Annotated in this window: 20 protein-coding genes and 5 pseudogenes; 9 read left to right on the forward strand and 16 right to left on the reverse strand. The window is 60.6% G+C overall.

Annotated features, from left to right (window positions below; genetic code table 11):
- Nucleotides 1-4 precede the first annotated feature (4 nt).
- On the forward strand, nt 5-436 hold the full coding sequence (locus ACFSQT_RS17535) for an IS1096 element passenger TnpR family protein (RefSeq protein ID WP_379018619.1): 432 nt from the start codon (nt 5-7) through the stop codon (nt 434-436).
- Here the strand turns inward: ACFSQT_RS17535 and ACFSQT_RS17540 are convergent.
- From ACFSQT_RS17540 to ACFSQT_RS17555, 4 genes and pseudogenes are all read right to left on the reverse strand, one after another.
- Nucleotides 384-1496 carry a recombinase family protein gene (locus ACFSQT_RS17540; RefSeq protein ID WP_379020700.1) on the reverse strand — a complete coding sequence of 371 codons (1113 nt, stop codon included), beginning with the start codon at nt 1494-1496 and terminating at the stop codon, nt 384-386. The two genes, ACFSQT_RS17535 and ACFSQT_RS17540, sit on opposite strands and share 53 nt — an antisense overlap.
- 369 nt (nt 1497-1865) lie before the next feature.
- A pseudogene (locus tag ACFSQT_RS17545) lies at nt 1866-2252 on the reverse strand (recombinase family protein); the annotation flags it as partial.
- 258 nt (nt 2253-2510) lie between these two features.
- Nucleotides 2511-2990, reverse strand: coding sequence for a helix-turn-helix domain-containing protein (locus ACFSQT_RS17550; RefSeq protein ID WP_379020702.1), 480 nt, complete (start codon nt 2988-2990; stop codon nt 2511-2513).
- Between the two features lie 167 nt (nt 2991-3157).
- The gene (locus ACFSQT_RS17555) at nt 3158-3535 is read right to left on the reverse strand and encodes a DUF5372 family protein (protein WP_379020943.1); all 378 of its coding nucleotides are present in this window, start codon (nt 3533-3535) and stop codon (nt 3158-3160) included.
- Between ACFSQT_RS17555 and ACFSQT_RS17560 the strand changes: the two are divergent.
- Together ACFSQT_RS17560 and ACFSQT_RS17565 are read left to right on the forward strand one after the other, a co-directional pair.
- Nucleotides 3473-3841 (forward strand): annotated as a pseudogene (locus ACFSQT_RS17560) (Mu transposase domain-containing protein); the annotation flags it as partial. The gene ACFSQT_RS17555 and the pseudogene ACFSQT_RS17560 sit on opposite strands and share 63 nt — an antisense overlap.
- A 129-nt stretch (nt 3842-3970) precedes the next feature.
- Nucleotides 3971-4072, forward strand: a pseudogene (locus ACFSQT_RS17565) (IS110 family transposase); the annotation flags it as partial.
- Nucleotides 4073-4113: 41 nt separating this feature from the next.
- On the opposite strand, the gene ACFSQT_RS17570 reads toward ACFSQT_RS17565, so the two are convergent.
- Nucleotides 4114-4395, reverse strand: a complete 282-nt coding sequence (locus tag ACFSQT_RS17570; protein WP_379020704.1) for an IS1096 element passenger TnpR family protein — start codon at nt 4393-4395, stop codon at nt 4114-4116.
- A 787-nt stretch (nt 4396-5182) separates the two neighbouring features.
- Between ACFSQT_RS17570 and istA the strand changes: the two genes are divergently transcribed.
- From istA to ACFSQT_RS17585, 3 genes are read left to right on the forward strand one after another with little or no spacing between them, the layout of a single operon-like run.
- Entirely contained in the window at nt 5183-6682 is a 1500-nt protein-coding gene (gene istA, locus ACFSQT_RS17575; RefSeq protein ID WP_095090781.1) for an IS21 family transposase, read from the forward strand.
- Nucleotides 6672-7448, forward strand: coding sequence for an IS21-like element helper ATPase IstB (istB, locus tag ACFSQT_RS17580; RefSeq protein WP_206073656.1), 777 nt, complete (start codon nt 6672-6674; stop codon nt 7446-7448). The genes istA and istB overlap by 11 nt, the downstream gene beginning before the upstream one ends.
- On the forward strand, nt 7445-7666 hold the full coding sequence (locus tag ACFSQT_RS17585) for a hypothetical protein (RefSeq protein WP_379016657.1): 222 nt from the start codon (nt 7445-7447) through the stop codon (nt 7664-7666). Before istB ends, ACFSQT_RS17585 begins: the two co-directional genes overlap by 4 nt.
- A gap of 79 nt (nt 7667-7745) precedes the next feature.
- Here the strand turns inward: ACFSQT_RS17585 and ACFSQT_RS17590 are convergent, their stop codons facing one another.
- The 7 genes and pseudogenes from ACFSQT_RS17590 to ACFSQT_RS17620 form a co-directional block, all read right to left on the reverse strand.
- Nucleotides 7746-7991, reverse strand: a complete 246-nt coding sequence (locus ACFSQT_RS17590; protein ID WP_379020706.1) for a plasmid pRiA4b ORF-3 family protein — start codon at nt 7989-7991, stop codon at nt 7746-7748.
- 8 nt (nt 7992-7999) lie between these two features.
- Nucleotides 8000-9283 carry an IS66 family transposase gene (gene tnpC / locus ACFSQT_RS17595; protein WP_379016677.1) on the reverse strand — a complete coding sequence of 428 codons (1284 nt, stop codon included), beginning with the start codon at nt 9281-9283 and terminating at the stop codon, nt 8000-8002.
- A 176-nt stretch (nt 9284-9459) separates the two neighbouring features.
- Nucleotides 9460-9642: a tautomerase family protein gene (locus ACFSQT_RS17600; protein ID WP_379020708.1), complete on the reverse strand. Its 183-nt coding sequence runs from the start codon at nt 9640-9642 to the stop codon at nt 9460-9462.
- A 70-nt stretch (nt 9643-9712) separates the two neighbouring features.
- Nucleotides 9713-10816 (reverse strand): mandelate racemase/muconate lactonizing enzyme family protein, encoded by a 1104-nt coding sequence (locus ACFSQT_RS17605; RefSeq protein ID WP_379020710.1) that lies wholly within the window; start codon nt 10814-10816, stop codon nt 9713-9715.
- A 376-nt stretch (nt 10817-11192) separates the two neighbouring features.
- Nucleotides 11193-11657: pseudogene (locus tag ACFSQT_RS17610) on the reverse strand (IS6 family transposase); the annotation flags it as partial.
- 62 nt (nt 11658-11719) lie between these two features.
- Entirely contained in the window at nt 11720-12979 is a 1260-nt protein-coding gene (gene ltrA / locus ACFSQT_RS17615; protein WP_379016682.1) for a group II intron reverse transcriptase/maturase, read from the reverse strand.
- A gap of 532 nt (nt 12980-13511) precedes the next feature.
- A pseudogene (locus ACFSQT_RS17620) lies at nt 13512-13781 on the reverse strand (IS6 family transposase); the annotation flags it as partial.
- A gap of 300 nt (nt 13782-14081) precedes the next feature.
- Here ACFSQT_RS17620 and ACFSQT_RS17625 point away from each other — a divergent pair.
- The 3 genes from ACFSQT_RS17625 to ACFSQT_RS17635 all read left to right on the forward strand — a co-directional run bounded on the left by ACFSQT_RS17625 (nt 14082) and on the right by ACFSQT_RS17635 (nt 17822).
- Nucleotides 14082-14843, forward strand: a complete 762-nt coding sequence (locus tag ACFSQT_RS17625; protein WP_379020712.1) for an SDR family NAD(P)-dependent oxidoreductase — start codon at nt 14082-14084, stop codon at nt 14841-14843.
- A 9-nt stretch (nt 14844-14852) separates the two neighbouring features.
- The gene (locus ACFSQT_RS17630; protein ID WP_379020714.1) at nt 14853-15665 is read left to right on the forward strand and encodes an SDR family NAD(P)-dependent oxidoreductase; all 813 of its coding nucleotides are present in this window, start codon (nt 14853-14855) and stop codon (nt 15663-15665) included.
- A 144-nt stretch (nt 15666-15809) separates the two neighbouring features.
- The gene (locus tag ACFSQT_RS17635) at nt 15810-17822 is read left to right on the forward strand and encodes a hydantoinase/oxoprolinase N-terminal domain-containing protein (RefSeq protein ID WP_379020716.1); all 2013 of its coding nucleotides are present in this window, start codon (nt 15810-15812) and stop codon (nt 17820-17822) included.
- 45 nt (nt 17823-17867) lie between these two features.
- Here ACFSQT_RS17635 and ACFSQT_RS17640 read toward each other — a convergent pair whose 3' ends face one another.
- The 4 genes from ACFSQT_RS17640 to ACFSQT_RS17655 form a co-directional block, all read right to left on the reverse strand.
- Nucleotides 17868-18920: a GlxA family transcriptional regulator gene (locus ACFSQT_RS17640; protein WP_379020718.1), complete on the reverse strand. Its 1053-nt coding sequence runs from the start codon at nt 18918-18920 to the stop codon at nt 17868-17870.
- A 210-nt stretch (nt 18921-19130) separates the two neighbouring features.
- Nucleotides 19131-20651 carry a trimethylamine methyltransferase family protein gene (locus tag ACFSQT_RS17645; protein WP_379020720.1) on the reverse strand — a complete coding sequence of 507 codons (1521 nt, stop codon included), beginning with the start codon at nt 20649-20651 and terminating at the stop codon, nt 19131-19133.
- 222 nt (nt 20652-20873) lie between these two features.
- Nucleotides 20874-21638: an SDR family NAD(P)-dependent oxidoreductase gene (locus ACFSQT_RS17650; RefSeq protein WP_379020722.1), complete on the reverse strand. Its 765-nt coding sequence runs from the start codon at nt 21636-21638 to the stop codon at nt 20874-20876.
- A gap of 73 nt (nt 21639-21711) precedes the next feature.
- Nucleotides 21712-22764: a quaternary amine ABC transporter ATP-binding protein gene (locus tag ACFSQT_RS17655; protein WP_379020945.1), complete on the reverse strand. Its 1053-nt coding sequence runs from the start codon at nt 22762-22764 to the stop codon at nt 21712-21714.
- Nucleotides 22765-22824 lie beyond the last annotated feature (60 nt).

Consider the following 22824-nt stretch of genomic DNA (forward strand, 5'->3'; position numbering starts at 1 on the left):
CGCTATGACTGAGCCCGCGACCTTGATCTTCCGAGCCTCTCTTCGGGCACGGCTTTGTCGGGACATCGAGGTGTCGAGTTCGAGCACGCTGGCGGATCTGGCCGAAGCCATCGTAGCGGCATTTGGCTTCGACTTGGACCACGCCTACGGCTTCTATTCAAAGCTGACGGGAAAGCTGTTCGACTCGCCCCTGCGGTTCGAACTCTTCGCCGACATAGAGGGGAGCGGCTCTCGCAGCGTGAAGGGCACGCGCGTCAGCACAGCCTTCCAGAAGGTGGGCTCGGCAATGACCTTCTTGTACGACTACGGTGACGAGTGGCGCTTCCGCGTTGAAGTTATTGGAACAGGCCAGGCGCAGCCCGATGCCAATTACCCGAGGATCGTCAGCAAGATCGGCAAGGCTCCCCCGCAGTACCCGGACATCGACGACGAGTGACGACGCACCGTGCCGCATCGAAAGGGTGGGTAATTACCATTTTGTGGCCGCATCGCCCGCACCAGACAATGCCTTGCAACACCGCCGCGCCATCACGCGGCGCGCCGCGTGTCTGGTTTCTTCGGTATTCAGCGTGATTGTCACTCAGCATGGTCTGGATCCGCTCGTAACGCTCCCAGTCGAGATAAGCAGGATAACGGTCTTTCACTACGATTTTCCACTCCGCCATTGGCTGACGGCGCGAGATGATCTTACCACTCGCATATCTGGCGCGACAGGACTGGGTGCGGCCATAAACGAAGGCGCCAGCATAGGCCGGGTTCTTCAATATTCCCGCAAGCATTCCGGCAGTTGGCACGCGCCAGACAATGTCGCCAAATCGATTTCGTCGCGGTACGGTGAGGGCGCGATCCCTTAGGGAGCGGTTGACTTTCCCGACAGTGCCCAATTCCCAAAATGCCGAGAATATCAGGGCAATCCTGTCCCGCACCTCCTGGTTTGGATCCTTCATCACGATCCCATTGGCGTCCCGTTCCAATCCGGCTGGTAACAGCAATGCCAACTCGCCCCGCTCGGCCTTGCTGAGCAAGCCCGCTGTCAGACGGCCGCGAAGCGTGTGTAATTCTACTTCCGAGATGGTGCCCTTCAGGCCAAGCAACAGGCGCCCATTGGCCGAACCCGGGTCGTAGACACCATCGCGGTCGCCGATGAGGCATTGCCGATAGCCACATAAATCAAGGAGCGGATACCAATCGGAGCAATTCCGAGCAAGCCGTGTCACTTCGTACGACAGAACGATGCCAACTTCGCCCAGGGTGACGCGTGCAAGGAGATCTTTGAAGCCGGCACGGTGAGCTGCCGCCGCTCCACTCTGGCCAAGGTCCGCGTCGATCAATTCGATATCGTTGTCATCCCAGCCGAGATCCCCCGCACGCTGATGCAATGCATATTGCAGCCGCAGGCTCTCTTGGTTGTTGACCATCTGATGTGGCGTCGATTGCCGGATGTAAATCACGGCTTTCCGGCACAAATGCTGGGTCTTTATCAGATCCGACATCATGGCTCGCCCTCCAGAGAACCATGCGATTTCGATAGAGGTGATTCGGTTTCTGACGTCAGGCTATCATGTTCAGTCCTATCGACGGAACTTTGCCGCGCCTGCACCTTTGCAATGCTGGCCAAGCGAATAAAATCGCGAACGCTCGCAGTCGATAGCTTGGATGTCGGCGCATCGGGTGCTGGGGGGTACAAATCGGTGGCTGAGATCGGAATCTTCAGGAAAATATCATCGCGATAAACCACAAGAAGTTGCCGAAAGGGCCCGGCGCCGCTCTGTCCCGCCGCCAAAAGAAAATCGCGCCCATAAAGTGGATGCGTTGGATCAGTAACGGTTATCCGCTGATCAGCCCCAAATCCAATTGGGGCATTATGATGTGTGCTCGTAGACGCCGTCCTCATCGAGGATGAGGGTGCTGGTCAGGGCGCAAAGCTCAAGCAGCCGGTGCCAGTCCGCGGAGTTGCGGGCCAGGCGCGAGACCTCCAGCCCCATGACGACGCCGGCCTTGGCGAGCACTACTTCGCTGACCAGTTCCTGGAAGCCGTCGCGGGCAACGGCACTGGATCCCGATTTGCCCAGGTCGCAGTCGATCACGTGGACGCGTTCGGTCGGCCAACCGGCGGCAATGGCGCGATCACGCAGCCCATACTGTCGCTGCGTACTCTCGCCGTTCTCGGCGACTTGTCGCAGCGTAGACTGACGGATGTAGAGGTAGGCGTCGCGCCGGAGGTGATCGGCGGTGACTTTGAGGTCAGGCATGTGCTGGCTCCGCGGTTAGCGTGACAACAAGGCTGGCAAGGATGAGGGTGAGCTCGCTGGCGGCGATCGCGCCTGCCGACGGGGGGCGATGTACCAGGCAGGGCGGCGTAAAGTTGGGTGTTGTCGTTGCGGCCTTGATCCAGGCGACCATGCCTTGACGGCGCAGGGTTACGAGTCCTGATCCGGTGATCAGCCGGGCGCTGAGCACTGCGGCGCGCAGTTGTTCGTATGTGCCGACGAGGCTGGTCGCGCGGACGGTTAAGGCAGATCGAGTCGTTTTTTTTTGGGCGCCACGGCCCTCTCCAGACTTCGCCGGTGCACCCTGACGCCAAAGCGTGTGGCGATAGCGTCTACACATTGCGGCACGGTGAGGTCGGGCCTCGTCGTCCTGAGTTGGTCGATGTAGGCGAGGACCTCGGCAGAGATCTTGTGGCCGCCCTTTGGCCCCCGCTGCTGGGGCACCAGCCCGCCGAGGCCGTGCTCGGCCAAGGCGCTCTGAGCTTTGTAGAAGGTCGGCCGCGAGACCCCGAAGGCGCTGGCGACGTCGCTGATCGGCACGCGATCGGCCTGATGGCGGCGCACCATCTCGTAGCGGACCTGCACAAGGTCCCTGGCATCGAAGAAGGGATTGCCAGCAAACAGCGTGTCGCGCACGGCCTCGGGGTGAGGGTTGAGCGCGCCGTCGCGGGCCAAGGCCTCGGCCTTTGGGTCGCGTCGTCCTGGCTTTGGCTTCGCCATGACAATCATCCAAATTGATTCGTAAATATAAATACGCCTTACATGATGAGACGTCAAACAGGCTCGCTTCACGATGCCTGAGATGAATCCGGCAACTCTGGGCACATCTGCGGTATTCGAGCAGGCATTGCGGCGTAATTTGCCTTACATCAGCGGCGTATTTAACCTTACGCATCCTCCGCCTCCCCCGGCGCAGAGACCCGATCCAGCAGCGTGAGCAAATCCAATAGGTCGGCCGTCCGGAACGCCGCGCGCCCGGCCGCGACGCGCCGGAATGCGTCAGGCTGCTCCATGTCCGTCATTGCGGCGGCAATCGTGGGCAAGGTCCCGTCCGCCGCCCGGTAGATCACCCGGTCGTCGCCCCAATGCGGGCTGCGGCTGATCATGTCGAAGGCCTGGCCTTTAAGCGGGTGGAATGGGTGAGTAATGCGGACCGTGAGGCCAGTCGTCCCCATACGGGCCGCAGTTGACGGCTTTATCCAAAGCCAAGGTCGAAAGCGGCGGTGCGGATTGTCGAGCGCTGGCTTCTTGGTCGCCTGCGCCATCGTGTCTTTTACAGCCTGGCTGAGGTCAACGCGGCGATCGGCGAGTTGCTTGCCGATCTGAACGATCGCCGGGTGCTGCGTCGTGTCAATCGTACGCGACGGCAATTGTTCGAAGAGATCGACCGGCCCGTGCTCAAGCCGCTGCCGGTTGAGCGCTACGTCTTTTCTGAATGGCGCATTCGGCGCGCCGGCCTCGACTACCATGTCGAGATCGACCGGCACTATTACTCGGTGCCATACCGCTTTGCGCGGGAGCAGATGGAGGCGCGCATCACGGCGACCACCATCGAGCGTAATTACATGGGGTAATCGCGGGAGCCGCGTCCACGTGCCGCTTTGTAGCCCTTGCGCATAGGCGGCGGTTGTTCCCCGATATGATGAAAAACGGGCTCACGAGTCGGACCCGGGCCCAGCAGCAATCGGAGAACAACAACCATGGACCAATTTATCGGCCTTGATGTGTCATTGAAAGAGACCTCGATCTCGGTGCGGCAGAATGGCAAGCGGAGCTGGCGCGGCAAATGCCCATCTGATCCGAAGTGTAATTACCCACCCTTTCGATGCGGCACGGTGCGTCGTCACTCGTCGTCGATGTCCGGGTACTGCGGGGGAGCCTTGCCGATCTTGCTGACGATCCTCGGGTAATTGGCATCGGGCTGCGCCTGCCCTGTTCCAATAAGTTCAACGCGGAAGCGCCACTCGTCACCGTAGTCGTACAAGAAGGTCATTGCCGAGCCCACCTTCTGGAAGGCTGTGCTGACGCGCGTGCCCTTCACGCTGCGAGAGCCGCTCCCCTCTTGTCGAAGACGGTCGAAACCCGCTGATAAACGACGACAAGATCTGAAGCGCTGGAAGAGCAAAGGCGGCCGCCCGCGCGCTCTTCAACTAGCGCTGTAGCGGGCGGCCGCCTTTGCGGCGCGGTGCTGATCATGGGAGGTTGAAGGGATAGACGCGGGGCACGTCTCCAGCCGCCCTGAGGCGGCTTTCGACGTACCCCGCCATGCGCGTGCCTTGTGGTAGATCTGCGGGTAATCAGCGCCGCAGAAACAATCCGGCGTAACACCGATCTCAACTGGCAAGTCCGGGCTCGGTGTCACGCTCCACTGACGGTGCGCGACTGCATTATCGCATTGTCAGCGCATTCCGTCGACCTTTTCCCCGAACTCCCAGCGGCGCTCCGAAAGGATCGTCGCGGATGCTCACGGGCCGCTTCTTTCTGTGCGGCCGCTGCCGTTCGCAGGTAACGATCTGCCGCAGCTGCGACCGGGGACAGCGCTACTGCGGCCAGGACTGCGCCCGTGCTGCCCGCCGCGAGAGTGTGCGCGAGGCGGGGCGACGTTATCAGCGCAGCCGCCGGGGACGCCTGGCTCATGCGGTCCGGGCCCGACGATATCGGGCTCGGCACAATAAAGTGACGCATCATTCTCCACCTGCATCTCCTGCCGGTTCACTACTGGTCAGTCCCTCGAACGATGTCGTCGCTGCTTTTGCTGACGTCGCCAGGCGGGCGACGACATCGGTCATGCCCACGCCGTGCTGTCGGCGCTGCGACTGTCGACTGTCGCCGTTCGTTCGCACCGGCTTCGTGCGTCGCCGGGGGCCTCGTTATGCCCGTGAAGCTGACTACGCAGACGGAGAGCCCGTATCATGACCATCAGCCCCGAACTGGAAGCGCAGATCCTGCGCCTGTATCACGCCGAGAAGTGGCGCTGCGGCACCATCGCCAGGCAATTGCATGTCCATCACACGACGGTGCATCGCGTTCTGGCCCAGGCGGGATTGCCCCGGCACAAGCCGCTGCAGAGAGCCTCAATCATTGACCCGTATCTTCCATTCATTGAGCAGACGCTGGAAAAGTTCCCCTCGCTGACCGCCAGCCGCCTTTATGCGATGGTGCGCGAGCGCGGCTACCGGGGCTTGCCGACGCACTTTCGGCACCTGGTCGCCCTGCACCGTCCCCGCAAGCCGGCCGAGGCGTTCCTGCGGCTGCGCACATTGCCGGGCGAGCAGGGACAGGTCGACTGGGCCCACTTCGGTCACATCGAGATCGGCAACGCCCGCCGGCCGCTCATGGCGTTCGTGATGGTGCTTTCTTACTCACGCGACATCTACCTGCGCTTCTTCCTCGACGCGCGCATGGAAAACTTCCTGCGCGGTCACGTCGGCGCGTTCAACACATGGTGCGGGCTGCCCAGGGTCCTGCTCTACGACAATCTCAAGAGTGCGGTGCTCGAGCGCCAGGGCGATGCGATCCGCTTCCATCCGACGCTGCTTGCCTTCGCCGGCTTCTATCGGTTCGAGCCACGTCCTGTCGCGGTTGCCCGGGGCAACGAAAAAGGCCGCGTCGAGCGCGCCATACGGCATATAAGGGAAGCATTCTTCATCGCCCGCAAGTTCACCGATCTCGACGATCTGAACGCCCAGGCCGAACAGTGGTGCCGCAACCAGGCAGCCGACCGGCCATGCCCCGAGGACCGGACGATGACGGTCCGCCAGGCGTTTGCGCAAGAGCAGCCACTGCTTCTGCCGCTGCCCGCCAACCCATACCCCGTCGAGGAGCAGGTCGCCGCCAAGGTTGGCAAAACGCCCTATGTGCGCTTCGACCTCAACGATTACTCGGTACCGCATGCTCATGTCCGGCGCACGCTCAGCGTGCGCGCCGATCTCGGCCTGGTCCGCGTCTTCGACGGCGCAAAGATGATCGCCAGTCACCGTCGCAGCTATGATCGCGACCAGCAGATCGAGGACCCTCAGCACCTCAAGGCACTCGTCGCAATCAAGCGCGAGGCGCGCCAGCATCGCGGCCTCAACAGCCTGACCCGCGCCGTGCCGGCCTGCCAGACCCTGATGATCCGGGCCGCCGAGCGTGGCTCCAATATCGGTGCGATCACAAACGCGTTGCTGAAACTGCTTGACCTGTACGGCGCGCAGGAACTGCAGGCCGCCGTCGAGGAAGCTTTGCATGCCGGCGCCTCCCATTCGAGGTCGGTTCGCGACGCACTGGAACGCCGCCGGGTCGCCCGCGGTGCTCCGCCGCCGGTCGAAACGAGCCTGCCCGAACACGTGCGGCGCAAGGATACGACGGTACGGCCGCATCGCCTCGACAGCTACGACCAACTGACCCTTGGAGGCAAAGATGATGAATAATCCCGACATCCTGCTCAACCGGGCCAAGGCGTTGCGCCTCAATGGCCTGATCACCCATTGGGACGAAATCGCTGACGCGGACTGGCTGGCCGCCGTCCTTCAATGGGAAGAAGAGGAGCGCTCCGACCGTTCGATGCGGCGACGCACGCGTGCCGCCAGGCTCGGCCACTTCAAGCAACTGTCCGATTATGACTGGCACTGGCCTCGCCGCATCGACCGCGCCGCCGTCGAGGATCTGATGACCCTGTCCTTCATGAACGATGCCGCCAACATCGTCTTTATCGGCCCCAACGGCGTCGGGAAATCGACACTTGCTCGCAATGTCGCTCACCAGGCGCTCATCTGCGGTCACACCGTCGTCTTCCGAACCGCCAGCGAGATGCTCGGCGAACTCGCCGCCCTCGACAGCGACGCAGCCTTGCGCCGACGCCTTCACCACTACGCCGCCGCCGACGTTCTTGCGATCGACGAGGTCGGGTATCTGTCCTACTCGAACCGTCATGCGGACCTGCTGTTCGAACTCATCAGCCGGCGCTACGAAAAACGCTCAACCATCATCACCACCAACAGACCCTTCGCTGATTGGTCGGAGGTCTTTCCCAATGCCGCCTGCGTCGTCAGCCTCGTCGACCGCCTCATGCACCGATCCGAGGTGATCTCCATCGAAGGCGATTCCTACCGCTTCAAGGAAGCGGCCGAGCGATCAAAGGCACAGCGCGAAAAACGCACCAGCCGCTCCTCCGGCGAAAAGGTGCCCGCAGCATGAAACCAGATCCTCAACCGTCCGGCCTCAGTCGTGGTATCCACTTCCTCATCAATCCCGAATGGACACCCGAACAGGCGCTCGCTGTCTTCGAGCTCCTCAACGATCTCGCCGATAGCATCTGGTCTCACTACGGCGTCCAACTCCAGGAACTTATCCAGGAGCAGCAACGAACACCGACCGATCACAGCGATATCGAAAAAACCCCGTCCTCGCTCTAAAGCACACATCCTCCACACTCGGCGGCCTGCAAAGGCCGCCTTTTTGTTCCGTCCACAAGCACCAAACGCTTGTCGTCGTTTAGACGCGCTTTTGAAAAGCCATCAACACCTCTATGTCGGCGAAGAGTTCGAACCGCAGGGGCGAGTCGAACAGCTTTCCCGTCAGCTTTGAATAGTAGCCGTAGGCGTGGTCCAAGTCGAAGCCAAATGCCGCTACGATGGCTTCGGCCAGATCCGCCAGCGTGCTCGAACTCGACACCTCGATGTCCCGACAAAGCCGTGCCCGAAGAGAGGCTCGGAAGATCAAGGTCGCGGGCTCAGTCATCGCAGATTTCAGGCGCTGACGGTTTGAAGGATGATTTTGAAGGAGTTCGTGCCTGGCGCGAGACGAGCCGTGTCGACGACGGTTCGAATGTCGGCTTCGCCCTGGGCGGCCCACATGGCGCGATAGCCGTTGGTGATCTTCCGTTGAACGACGGCGGGTCTCAGCGCCCGTTCGCAGGCGTTGTTCGTCGCGTCGACCATTCCTGGCCATTGGGCAAAGGTCAAAAGTTGATCACGAGCTCGCCTGAACTTGTTTTGGATGTCGCGGGCCAGATCGCACGACGTTGTGGTGGCGAAGATATCGTCCAGACTTCGCTCCAGGGCGCGACGCTTGCCGGCGATGGTCGAGGCGGCGAAGGTTTCCATACCGTCGGCTAGGGCGAAGGCCCTTTGCAGCCAACGTTTGAGCCGTGAGGGCAGCATGTCCTCACTTGCCTCGTCCGCATAGGCGACGTCGCGGGCGAGATGCGCCAGGCAGGTCTGATGCGCATTTGCGTGACCTTGTTGCGCGGCATAGCGATCGGAACACCAGACGTCGGGCCGATGGCCGTCCATCAGGGTCCGGACCACGACAGCGCCGCGCGTTGGCGCCGCTTGATGAACAACCGCTTCGGCGCAGCGAAACACCCAGTGGTAGGCGTTGCTTCCTTCGATCCGCACGCCGGTCTCATCGGAGGCGATGACCTTGGCCCGGCGCAACGCCGCGACGGCCTTGTCGCACTCAGCCGCGAACGCGCCCTGCGCACGGCGCAACATGTTCATCAGTCCGCCCTGGCTAATGTTGAGACCGAAAAGGTTCGCGAACGCGCCCTGCAGCCGCTCGTAGGACAGGGCCTGGAAAGTCTTGAGATAGGTCGCTACGGCGTGCACGCGTGGCCCGAACGGCGTCCCCTTCGCCGCATCTGGCACAGCCGCGACGACCAGCGTGCCGCAGGACGGGCAACGGACTGCCAGGCGCCGATGGCGCTCAATCAAAGGCCTGATCGCGGGAAGCTCAATCTTGTCGTGCTCGCTGACGGTTTCGGCAGCAAGATCGCTCGACAGGCTGGCGCGGCAGCAAAGGCATTGGTCGGGATGATGATCGATGATGCGATCGGCATCCTCACTCATGGCGCGGCTGTGACCTTCATGACCCGCCTTGGCGCCGCCAGGCTTTGCCCTGTCCCGACGCGCCTTGCGATCGCTCGAAGGTGGCTTGGACGACGTGCGTGATGTCTTCTCTGGCCGCTGTATCCGCAGCACCAGATCGATCAACTCTTCCTTCGTCAGACGCTGCAAATCAGTGCGATCCATATCCCCATAGATTCAGGGATTCTTGCCCCTGACAAGGGCGTGAGTAATTACAACCGACGCAACCCGAACGAGATTGGAGACAAGCCCATATTATGGCTTGCTAGCCCCGAAAGTGGGGAAGAAGCCGGTCCGAAGTCGACGGGATGTTCGTATTCGGACAGACGAAGCAGACTGCGTCACATTCTGGACCAGAGCTTGCCACCGGTCGCCCAATTATTTGGTTCATACTCATCGAAGACGACATGGATCTGCTCTGGTTTCAAGTTCATCTGGTCGCAAAACAGCTTTGTGATCTCAGAGACTAAGTGTGCTTTCTTGTCATCGTCTGACTTGAACGTTTCGATATGGATAACGGGCATAGCTATCTCCCTGTTGCGCTGAGCGGGATCGGGTTGTTGATATCAGTTGGATGCGTAAAACGCCCTGCGCTCAGAACTCTGCGATGGGGGCGCCAAAAACCGCCTCATCAATCTCCAGACCAAGGCCTGGGCCCTTAGGAAGCGCGATGTGGCCGTCCGTGATGCGAATAGGGTTCTTTGGATCATAATGACTTTCGTCAGAGATCTTGTTGACCCAACTGCAGCCCTCGAACAAATTTGGCCTCACGGTAGCGCCAAGGTGGGTACATGCCGCCCCTATGATGTCGCCTCCCCAATTGTCGTCGCTCGTATGGGGCAGTGAGCAAGCTTCGCAGATGTCCCGGAAAGTCGCCATGGGCTTTAACCCGCCTATGCGCGTAATCTTCATTCCAAACCCGTCGCACAGACCGCTGCCAATGGCCTGTACAACCGTGCTCAGGTCAACGCCGCTCTCATCTATGTAGATCGGATGTCGCACTTTGGACCGCAAGGCGCCAATTTCCTCGAGCGTATTGCAGGGCTGTTCAAGCACGAACGGAAGGTCGCTGCACTGCTGGCTCAGTAAGATCGCGTCCCGCATGGTCAAGTTTCTGTTTCCGTCGACTGCCCATCGGACACTCCTCTTGAGAACCTCGCCAACCTTCCGGATAACCTCGATGTCCTGCTCGACTGGACGCCCGCCAATCTTCGTTTGAATCCGAACATATCCCCCGGCTTGTGCCTCTTTCACGGACCGGACGACTTCGTCAACACTCCCGACACCTATGAAATAGTAGAATGGAACAAGTTCCGTCGCAGCGCCTCCCAGCAGATCCGTTACCCGCATTCCGGTGCGCTTACCAATCAGATCGTGCGCCGCAATATCGAAGGCCGCCTTCGCATAAGAATGTCCATTCAACAGCGAATTCATCTTGCGGTGCAGCAGCACCGGGTTAAGGCACGCGCCGATCAGGCCTGGGCCCATTTCCATGATTGCCGCGCGAGCTCCAAGAGCGTGGCATGGCCCGTAGATCGGACCGATCGGACAGGTTTCACCCCAGCCAGTCACGCCGGAATCAGAAGTGACCTGCACGATCGTAGAGTCGAGCTCTGAAAGAGTCGCCTGGCCAACGGTAACCTTTCCTCCCGGAATCGGCAGCGTCTTCTTGAATACTCGGATGCGCTTAATATTCAAAGAACTCTCCCAATAAGTATCGGTCCAATCGGAACACACTGTCAGTTCTTGCTCGTTGTCCGTGTCGCTCTGGATTCCTTTGGAGAAAGGGCTAACCGTGAGATAACGCGCACAGCCACAGGACTTCAAATGAGTATTAGTCGCCTACCCGATAACCAGGAGTCATGACCGTGTTGAAGGTCGTACCCATCGAAGATCCTATGACGGGTGGTGGTGACCTGTGCTTGGGGGCTCCTGAATCCGCGGCGTCTAAATCCAATGTGGCCCAGGCATAGCTTGCGAGGTTGCAACTCCCCCGGACATTTTCAATCAGGAAGTCGAGTGGTGGCGTCGCCTTAACTTGGGTTGGGCACGGGATGCCCCCGATGTGGCCTCTTCACGCGGCTGTCGACAAAGCGATTTGCCTCCAGACCGCCATAGTGGCGGCTCGAATGTCGCGGTGATCGGCGGCTATCAGATGTTTCCGGTGAAGATTGAAGAGGTTGGCGATCGGGCCATGGATGGAAACGAAGCGCTGGCATTGTCGTGCCGACTTGAACCGGATCATACCTCGTTCTCGCCGTCGAACTGCCAGATGAGAATTCTCCGCTCGGTTATTCAGCCCCTAATGCGATCGATGCTCGACACCTGGCATGATTTCCCTTTTGGCCGCATCGTAGGATCTGAGCTTGTCGGTGATCATGACGCGCGGCGTGATGCCTTGCCCTTTCAGCAGCTTTCGCATCAGCTTCAAGGCCGCCTTCTTGTTCCGGCGGCTCTGGATCAAGGCATCGAGAACATAGCCATCGGCATCGACGGCCCGCCACAGCCAGAATTTCTTGCCCTTGATAGCAACGACCAGGCGAGTGGCGCGGGGGAGTTGCACCCCCGCGCTCTCTCAGAACCGGACGTGATACTCTCGCATCATCCGGCTCCCATTGTCCGGCCGTATCCATGCAGCAGAGGCCAATGGGCGAACAGCCGAGGTTGGCGTTGCGCGATGCGCAGAAGCCAATGTCGGGATCTCCGCTTGTGCCCCCGCAAGGACTTGTACTTTCCCGAAGCCCATCGAGCCAAGTATCGTTCGATGTTCCAAAGGGTGGGTTGGAGAGCCGAAGGACAGAACCGTCCATAATAGTTGATCCAGCCGCGAATGTACGAGTTGAACATCCGCGCCAGATCATCAAGAGCCTTGTCACTGCGCAGATGCAGGGACCAACTACGAATAGTGCCCCGGATCGCTTTGAGCGCCGTCGGACTGGCCGCAGGACCGAATGAAACACCCATGCCCCCGGCCCTCTTGCTCACCAGTCTCGGCCTGAACGTGTAGCCGAGAAAGTCGAACTTGTGGACCGTGTGAGTACCTCGCCGACTTTCATCCCTGCAGTAGACAATTTTAGTCTTGTCAGGATGAAGCGTCAGCCCGCAGTCAGTAAGACGCGCGTCCAAGGCTCGCCGAAGCGCCATCGCCTGGTCCTCGGTCCGGCAATGACAGATCGCGTCGTCAGCATAGCGTTCAAACGGAATGTCCGGGAAATTCCGACACATCCACATGTCAAACGCGTAGTGAAGAAAGAGGTTTGCCAAGAGGGGGCTGATCACCCCGCCCTGTGGCGTTCCTCGTTCTCTGGCGACGAGACTTCCGTCCGGCATCTGCACTGGCGCTTCCAGCCATCGCTCGATGTAGAGAAGCGCCCACGGGCAATCGGTGTGCTTGCGCACAGCCCGCATCAGCAGGTCCGGTTCGATGCTATCGAAGAAGGTCTTGATATCAAGATCAAGAACCCAGTCGTAACGCCAGCATCGCCGTCGCGCCACGCCGATCGCATCGAGCGCCGATTTGCCGGGCCGATATCCATAGGAATCCGGATGGAATTTAGGCTCCACCGTTGGTTCCAGACGGCGTTTGACCACCATCTGCGCAATGCGATCGGCGACCGTGGGTATGCCCAGCGGACGCGTCTTCCCATCGCTCTTGGGTATGTCGACCCGCCGCACCGGCGGCGGAAAGTAGCTGCCCGACGCCAGCCGATTCCAGAGCTTGTACAGGTTGTTCGTAAGATCAGCCTCAAAGTCCGCAATCGTCTGGCCGTCAATACCAGCCGCTCCTTGGTTGGCTCTAACCCTCTTATATGCTTCCCACACCTCTCTTTTCGGGATCGTATACGACTTTGCTCTATCCACGAGGATCCTCCCGTCGCCGGTTGTCCTCGCTCCAGAGCTGAACAACGCATCCCCTTCGCTCCAGCCCCATTACAGGACCTTCAGCACTACTACGGGCTGCTCCGCCCCTGTGCCCCGCTTCGGTAATCTCACCCTCGCAGGGGCCGCCTGCTTGGGTTTCTCCCTTGACATCGGGGCGACAGGTTCCCGCGTTCCACACGAAAGCCTGGTTAAGAGTCACGCCGCCTTCATGCCGGATGTCGCCTGGGCAGAAATCAGGTCGCCCCCCAGACTCGTCCCGGGCTAACGAATTCCTCCCGGTTTCGACATCATCTTGCACTTTTCGACACGTCATCAGCGGTTCGCTTGCGCTCGTCTCTCTAAACCTCACCTGACGGACTAAAGCCCGCCTTTTCTGCAACGCTCACCACCACGGCTCTTTACCGTCGCAGCTTGCAGTGGTTTGAAGCCTACCCCTGACGGTCGGCTTCGAGGGGCCTTACCCTCATCTTCCGTGCAGCTCGGCTCCCACATTACTGCGGGCGCCTCGCGGCACACTTTCGTCGAGATGCCACTTGTCGGCAAAACTACCCCTGGACCGCCGCCGGATGGAGCGGGCATATCCGCGGCCGAACTTGGCAGCCCATTCCGCGACAGTCTGGAACGAGACTTCGATGCCGCGCTCGGCCAGAATATCTTCCACATGACGCAGGCTCAGTGGAAATCGGAAGTAGAGCCACACCGCATGCGCTATGATCTCGGCAGGAAAACGATGACGCTTGTATCGGAGCGTCATAATATCGGTGGGCGGGTGCGGGCTCATGCCCGTAAAGTCCGCCGAAAATGTTAAGGCGACGCTACCCTTTGAAAGTCATGTTCGCGATGCAAGCTCGCGACCAATCCGCACAATTCGTTCTGATGACGCCCGAGCTGACAAATCGCGTCGGCAGACCGGCTGGGCGGTTGGCTCGAACCGCCTTAGAGCACTGCGATAACTTCAGCTTGTTCACCGCATGATTTTTTGGGCGCTTGCGAGAGGGAGGGCACCGGCGCTATGCCGACTCGATCGAAAAGCGGGCCTACGAAACATTCTTAGGCCCTTCGCTTGGCTGGGCATGCTCTGATGACACATTCAAACAAGGTGGTAATCATCACTGGCGCGACATCGGGGATTGGGGAGGCGATCGCCGAAGCCTTCGCCGCGACTGGTGCGTCGCTAATGCTGGTCGGCCGCGATCGAGCGCGGGGGCAAAAGGTGCTGGAATCGGTCCAGAAGAGCGATTGTCAGGCCGAATTGATGCTCGGCGATGTAACAGAATCTGGCTTCGCCAATCAGGTGATTGAATCCACCGTGACAAGGTTTGGAAAAGTTAGCGTTCTGGTCAACGGCGCGGGCATCATCCGGCGTGGAAACGCTGTTGAAACATCGGACGACGACTGGCGCCAGACTTTCGAGGCCAATGTCAACGGTGTGTTCTATTTCAGCCGCGCTGCCGTGAAGGCAATGAGGACGTCCGGCGGGGGCAGCATCGTCAACATAGCCTCGAATGTCGGGTTGGTTGGTTGTCCCGGGCTGGTCGCCTATTGCGCGTCGAAGGGGGCAGTCGTTTCCTTGACGCAAGCTATGGCGCTTGACCACGCCAAAGAGCAGATCAGCATCAATGCGGTATGCCCAGGCGCGGTAGACACGCCCATGCTTGTATCAGCTCATAGGGAACCAGTTACCGCGGCTGAGGTCCTGCAAAGGAATGTTGATTCCAGCCCCCAGGGCCGCGTGGCGACCCCGAAGGAAATCGCGAGCCTGACCTTGTTCCTCGCAAGCGAGGAGGCAAGGCACATCACGGGCGTTGCTGTGCCAATTGACGGCGGCTTCACGGCTGGATAGGAGGAATTCTTGGGTAATCGGTTGAACGGTAAGGTTGCCATCGTCACCGGCGGCAATCGGGGTATCGGACTTGCAATCGCAGAGAGGCTGGCTGACGAAGACGCGGTGGTTGCCGTGGGCGATCTGCTTGACCGGCGCTCTGCGGAAGCTGGCAAACCCGGAAAGGTCTCGTTCCTGCCTCTTGATGTTACGGACGAGGCCTCTATTCGCGCATTCGTTGACGAGGTTCTTGAGAGATTCGGCAGGATCGACATCCTCGTCAACAATGCTGGCATGGTCATTCATAAATCCATCGACGACCAGACCGCCGAGGATTGGGACAAGCTCATGGCGGTCAATCTTCGTGGGCCGTTTCTTATGGCAAAGTACGTCGTTCCTGAAATGAGGCGTGTCGGCTCGGGTACGATCGTCAATATCGGTTCGGTCGAAGGCTACATGGTCAACCCCTGGCATACCGCCTACGCGGCCACCAAGGCTGGCGTGCATGGTCTTACGTTGGGTTTGGCAGTCGACCTCGGGCCGGACGGCATACGCTGCAATACGGTTTGCCCCGGTTGGATCGATACCGATCTCAATCGTGCCTATGTCGAGATGCACCCGGATCGAAGCCTGATCGAGCGTGAGCTGAGTTATCTTCACCCGGCGGGGAGAATAGGCGCGCCAAAGGAAATTGCCAATGCCGTGCTCTGGTTGGTCAGCGACGAATCGAGTTTTGTCAGCGGCGAGATGATCTCCGTCGACGGCGCGCGAACCAAGAAGATCCCCCTACCCGCCGTTTTGGATGAGGAATATAGGTCCAAGCTTACAGAGAAGCAGGCGTAGGCGCGATGGCGTCTTGGATGCCGATGCGCAAGAATTCGTTTGAAACGAGCGGGCACGCAAGCTGTTGATCGACTTCAGTCCCGTAGGACAGGTCGCTCCGCATCGGCTAACGCATGCAGAGGCAATTGGCGACCCTCGTTCTCGATGACCGCCAAGCCAAAACCCCTCTTCCTCCGCATCGACACCGGCGGCACCTACACCGACGCCGTGCTGTGGTCGGAAGCCGGCGGGCCGCGCGGGCAGGTGCTGGCCAAGGCCAAGGCGCTGACGACGCGGCATGATCTTGCGGTCGGCATCTCCGGGGCGGTCGACGCGGTGTTGGAAAAATCGGCCACCGATCCGGCGGCCATAAAGCTTGTCTCGATGTCGACGACACTCGCCACCAACGCGCTGGTCGAGGGCCAGGGCGGCCGCGTAGCACTCGTGATGATTGGCTTTTCCGAAGCCGACCTTGCCCGCGACGGGTTGAAGACGGCGCTCGGCACCGACCCGGTGGGCCCCGGCGGCCACGATGTCCACGGCAATGCCGCCAAGCTCGATTTGTCGGCGCTGCAGGCAGCACTGCCGGAGCTGGAGAAATCGGTATCCGGCTTTGCCGTCTGCGCCTATTTCGCCACCCGCAATCCGGCGCATGAACTGGAGGCCCGCAGTCTGATCCGCGAGACGACGCATCTGCCGGTCACCGCCAGCCACGAACTGTCGGCCAAGCTCGGCGGCCCGCGCCGCGCGCTGACCACACTGCTTAACGCCAGGCTGATCTCGATGATCGACCGGCTGGTGGCGGCGACCGAGGGCTTTCTCGAGGTGCGAAAAATCGCGGCGCCGCTGATGGTAGTGCGCGGCGACGGCGCGCTGGTCTCGGCGGCGTTCGCCCGCCAGCGGCCGATCGAGACCATCCTGTCCGGCCCCGCCGCCAGCCTGGTCGGCGCCCGCCACATGACCGGGCTCGACAATGCCATGGTGTCCGACATCGGCGGCACCACCACCGACGTCGCCGTGCTCGACAAGGGCCGGCCGCGGCTCGACCCGGAAGGCGCCACCGTCGGCGGCTTCCGCACCATGGTCGAGGCCGTGGCCATGCGCACCTTCGGCCTCGGCGGCGATTCCGAAGTGGCGCTGGAGGATGGCGCGCTCAACCCGAAAATCCTGCTCGGGCCCCGCCGCCTGGTGCCCTTGGCGCTGGCGGGGATGGCCCATGGCGCCGCCGTCACCGCGGAACTCGAACGGCAATTGCGGGCGCCCAATCCCGGCCGCATGGACGGCCGCTTTGCAGTGCGCACCGGTGTGCCGGACCGGCTTGCCGCTGGACTGACCGGCGCCGAAGCGCGGCTCTACGAGGCGATTGGGGCCGTGCCGCTAGCCGTCGACAGGCTTTTGACCTCCAACGCGCAGAACGCGACGCTCAACCGGCTGGTGTCGCGCGGGCTGGTGCATGTCGCCGGCTTCACGCCATCGGACGCCGCCCATGTGCTGGGCAAGCAGGCCAACTGGGATCCGGCCGCCGCCCGCCTCGGCGCCGAACTGTTCGCGCGCAAGCGCGACGGCCGCGGCCAGCCGATTGCCCCGACGCCGGAGGTTTTGTCGGAGCGCGTGCTGGTGACGCTGACGCGCTGGTCGGCCGAATATATTCTGGAAACCGCGTTCGCCGAGGATGGGCTCGACGGCGCCGCGACCGTCGCCCATGCGCTGGTGCAGCGCCGTCGAGCCCATACCGGCATCGCCCGCTTTACGGTCGCGCTCGACCGTCCGGTCATCGGCCTCGGCGCCTCGGCGCCGCTGCACTATGCCGGCCTGCCGCCACTGATCGGCAATGGCTGCGTGGTGCCGGAAGATACTGACGTCGCCAACGCGCTCGGCGCCGTCGTCGGCCAGGTCCGCGTCTCGGCCGAAGCGCGCGTCAGCCAGCCAAAGGAAGGGCTATTCCGCCTCGCCTCGGGCGAGACCCTCCGCGATTTCCGCGACGAAGCCTCTGCGATCGCGGCGGCCGAGTCCGATGTGCGCACTTTGGTGGCGCAGCGGGCGAAAGACGCCGGCACCGACAGTGCCGAAATCGAAGTCGCCACCGAGTTCAAGGTCTCGACCATCGAAGGCCAGCACATGTTCATCGAGGCGCATGTGGTCGCGGTGGCGTCGGGAAGGCCAAGAGCAGCGATCTAATCTTAGGGACGGGCGGAGTCGAAATAGGTTTCTGCAGGTACGGTTTTAGCCGAGGCCAGGCCCGACCCAAGCCGGGACCATTGCACGACACTGCTGCGGTGAGACCCCGTTGAAAGTTCTGAAGCACTTTGCGAAATGAGAGGGAGAAACAAATCCGCAGGCCATCGCTACATCAATAATAGGCATGCGGGTGCCTTCGATCAGGCGCTTGGCATGATCTACCCGGAGCCGTAGATAGTGGCGGACTGGAGGCATTCCAACCTGTATCGAAAATAGACGTTCCAATTGGCGTCTGGACACCCCTGCCCGTCGGGTAATTTCACTCATGGCCAGCGGATATTCTATGTTCTCCTCCATCATCCGCATTGCCATGAGGAGCTTGTCGCTGACGCCTGCAAAGGCGAGACCCGAAGGCCCCGTCTGGCGGTTTGATCCAGATCGCTGGCCGTCGACGATGGCGTGACGACAAACCTCCTGCGCGACGAACGCGCCGGCGTGGCTAGCAATGAGATCGACAGCCAAATCGAAAGCTGCCAGTTCGCCGGCGCAAGTCGAGAATTGGCCGTCTTTGATGAAAAGGGTGTCGCGGATACGCGGCTGCGTAAACACCTCTGAAAAGGCGGCGAGCCGAGACCAATGGATTGTGCAGCGCCTGCCTGTCAGAAGGCCAGTCTGGGCAAGCAGCCACGTCGCTGTCCCAACCGCCGTTACCGCGACCCCATGGCGTGCGGTTGTGCGTAGGAAGCTGTTCAGCTGTGGCGTGAATTGGTGCTCCACCGGCTCACCGGCCACTACCACCAGATGGTCCGGCTTGCAGTTCTCCGAACAGGTTTGTTGTTTACCAATCGTGGTATCCACGGCTATCGAGATGCCGTTGGCACCCTCAACGGCTCGTGCATCGAGCCCTGCGATCCGCCACCGGAACAACTCTATTCTCGACACCGTGTTGGCTATGCGGAAAGGCTCAAGGAACGCATGCAGCGCGAGATGCGAAAAGCCTGGCAAGACGAGAATCAGCAACGAAAATTGGCTGCAGTCCACCGGACTGTCAAGCGTCGTCAATGACCTGAGAGCACTGATGTTGGCAGGAGCGTTCATTGGATTTCGTCCATGCGATTAGCCGGGCCTGATCTCATCTGTGCCCGACTCCGTGCCCGTTCGGTGCGACTTCTCCAGCACGGGACGACGATGAGACAAACGCCTTTCCTGGTCCTCCCCTCGCCGCAAGCCTGAGATTGCGTCGGCAGTGCCCAACCAAGTCGATTCTCGCCCGCCACGACGGCTTACGACCGGGGCCGCTTATCCTGCCTAAAGCACGGCATCGCCGAGTTCGATTTCCCTGCGTTTTATGAAGTCCAGAAGCGCTTCGTCGACGGCTTCATCGATGGGCGGCGCCTCATATTCCTTTAGCGCTCGGACAGCTGCTTCTATTCCCCGGGTGTTGGCATCCTTAGAGCCGTTGAACGACCACTGCTCAAAGCTGTCGTGGTTCATCAATTCAGGGACGAAAAAGGCGTGCTCGAAATTCTTCAGCGTGTGCTCGGTTCCCAGGTAGTGAGAGCCTGGCTCACTCTGTCGGATCGCATCGAGCGCTTCATCCATCTCGCGCATGACTATGCCCTGCCCGAGCTTGTAGAACATCACCATCTGCTCGGCGTCGAGCATGAACTTGCTGTAGCTCTGGGTCAGAGCCGCCTCGAGGTAACCCGTCGTCGAAAGCACGAAGTTCGCTCCGGCGATAAGTGCGCCATACATGTTGCGCGCCGCCTCATAGCCGGCCTGGGCATCCACGAGCTTCGAACTTGTGTTGCTGCCGCTGCAGCGCCAAGGCAGTTTGTAGTGCCTGGCCAGTTGGCCGACAAGCAAGTTCATGTGGCAGATCTCGGGCGTCCCGGCCATCGGCGCGCCGCTCTTCATGGAGACAGTCGCCAGCCACTGGCCATAGATGCAAGGCGCGCCGGGCCTCACCAGCTGCGCAAAGGCGATGCCGGCAAGCGCCTCCGCATTGAGCTGCGCAACCGCTGCCACGGTGCTCGCCGCCGTGCTGGCGCCACCGAGGACGAAGGGGGCGAAGATCATGGCCTGGTTGTTGGCGGAATAGACCTTGACCGAGTCGAGCATCGTCGCATCCCAGACCAGCGGGGAATTGCAATTTGCAAGCGAGATAATGACCGTGTTGTCCTGGACGAACTCGTCGCCGAACACGATCTTGGCCATGGCGACCGTGTCCTCGGCCCTCTCGCGTGACGTCACAGCACCCATGAACGGCTTGTCGGAGTAGCGTATCAGGCTGTAGTTCATGTGCAGGTGCCGCTTGGGGACCGCGATGTCCATCGGCTCGCAAAGCACACCGCCTGTCATGTGGATTGCCGGGGCCTGGTAGGCGAGCTTCGCGAAATTCACGAAATCCGTGATCGTCGAGTTTCGCCTCTTGCCCTCCAGATCGAGCACATTTGGCGATCCGTAGGCCGGGACAAAGATGCTCTTTCTGCCACCGAGGCTGATCGTCTTGGCTGGATTTCTGGCAACGACAGTGAAGGTTTCGGGGGCTTTGGCGACAAGCTCCAAGAGCTGGTTCCTGTCGATCCTGACCCGCTGGCCGACGACGTCGGCACCGGCCGCGCGCCAGAGTTCGACTGCCTCATCATCGCGGAATTCGATACCTATCTCTTCCAGTATCTGCATGGAGATATTGTGAAGCCGAAGCAAATCCTCCTGGCTCAGCAAGTCCATATAGGGTAACCCGCGCTCAAGCGGCGGCAAGAAAGTAACCGTTCTGTCAGATCGCAATTTTTGCCGAGCGCCTCGGCCACCTGATCTCGCAGACATTTTTTCATCCCTAATTTACGCGGCAATATAGGATTCTGCTGTGACGCTAACCACCAATAAAAAATGATGTAACTTATGAACTGAAGTTATGACCGTGAGTGACCGAAACTATCGTTGTCACACACGAATCCCCCTGCCCGGGAAGCGGGTTCCGCCGCCCAGCCGCCAAGTCCCGCACAAAATTTCAGAGTCGTAGTGGCCGGAAAGTGAGCGCGCAGCTGGCTAGTAGACGGCTTTGGCTCCCGCGACCTCCAGCGTGGTCCCGGCAATGAAACAGGCGGCATCCGAGCTCAGGAAGAACATCGCATCGGCGATATTTTCGGGTTCGCCAAGCCGGCCGAGAGGATTCGACCTACTGAGTTCGGCCACCGCCGTGGCGGGATCGAAACCGCGATGTACAAAGCCGGACCGAAGCATGGGAGTATCGATCTCCCCGGGGCAAACAGCATTGACCCTGATGCCGTCTCCCGCATGGTCTCGCCCAAGACATTTTGAAAACGTGGCGACGGCAGCCTTGCTGGCGCAGTAGGCTGCGTGACTGGGCCCGGGATAGACGCCCCAGGTCGAGGAGATGTTGACGATCGAACCGCCGCCATTTTCCTTCATGAAGCGCACTGCCCGCCGGCAAGTGTAGAATATGGCCGTCAGATTGATGTCGAAGGTTCGCTCCCAATCCTCATCGCTTGTTTCCAGGATCGTCCCGCGCGTGATGATGCCGGAATTGTTGACGAGGGCATCAAGGCGGCCGGTCAGGTTGATTGCAGTGTCGATGAGGTCCTCGCAATAGGCCTTGCTTCTCAGGTCGCCGGGTCGGGCCAGGGCATTTTCCCCAATCTTGTTCAATGCGGTAGTCGTGTCCTGCAATGCTTCCGCGTTGGCGTCACCGGCGACGACAAAATATCCGTTGGCCACGAACTTCGCGCAGATTGCTCGGCCCATCCCGCCAGCAGCTCCGGTGACGATCGCGGTCTTACGTTCAGTCTTCATGATCGTTTATCCAGCGGATCGAAGAGATATCGGCGGCAGGCACGTGCATCCAGGAAGCATGGTCTTATGTCCCCTAGAGGCGCTCATGCACGCCTCGCAGGATTGACGATGCGGTGATAACGCCCACATCTGCTCCGCTCTCATCGATAACGACCATCGGCGTGTTGCCGTGTCGATTGGACAGGCCAAGCAGTTCTTCGATCGGCGTATCAAGCCTTAGCCGCGGAGCATCGGCCAGAGGCTGGCCCTGTCCGACACTTTCGAACTGCTCAAGCGGCAACATCACCGTTTCGGCCTTCAGGAGCTTAAGCCGGCTGCTTCCCTGGACAAATTTTTCGACATAGGGGTCATTTGGACTGCCGATTATCTCGTCGGCTGAGCCGATCTGAAGCATCTTTCCGTCTTTCATCACACCGATGTGGTGTCCCAGCCGGACGGCTTCATCGAGGTCATGGGTGATGAAAAGCGTGGTCTTTGCCAACTTCGTCGAAAGCGCCTTGAACTGATCCTGCAATTCCCGGCGAATGAGCGGGTCGAGGGCCGAGAAGGGCTCGTCCATCAACAAGATGGAGGGATCAGCCGCCAGCGCTCGAGCAAGGCCGACCCTCTGTTTCATTCCGCCCGAAAGCTGGTCGGGGTAACGGTCGCCCCAGCCGGCGAGCTGGACGAGCTCGAGCTTTTCCTCCGCAATCTCACGGCGCTGCCGGACGCTCGCCTTTCGCAGTTCCAGGCTCAAAGCCACATTGTCGCGAACCGTGCGATGGGGAAGAAGCGCTACGTTCTGGAAGACCATCCCCATCGTGCGGGCGCGGAGCTCGCGCATCTCATTTTCGGATTTCAGGTTGATGTCTTCGCCGCCGACGATGATCTGGCCGGAGCTCGGCTTGATCAGACGGTTGACATGCCGGACCAGAGTCGACTTCCCGCTCCCGGAAAGCCCCATGACACAGAAGATCTCGCCTGCCTCGACCTTGAATGAGACGCCGGCAACGGCCGCAACGCAGCCGTGTTTTTCGAGGAGCGTGGCCTTGGAAAGGTCGTTGCGCTGGATGCTGGCGAGGTCGACTTTCGAGCTCGATCCAAAGACCTTCCAGACGTCCTTGAATTCAACGGAATGCGCTTTCAAAGGTAAGCTCCACGATTGAGAGTTATCGCCCGGCGTATCAACGGTGCGGGGCGAGCATGC

The organism is Mesorhizobium calcicola, assembly GCF_042682105.1.
GTDB lineage: Bacteria > Pseudomonadota > Alphaproteobacteria > Rhizobiales > Rhizobiaceae > Mesorhizobium > Mesorhizobium calcicola.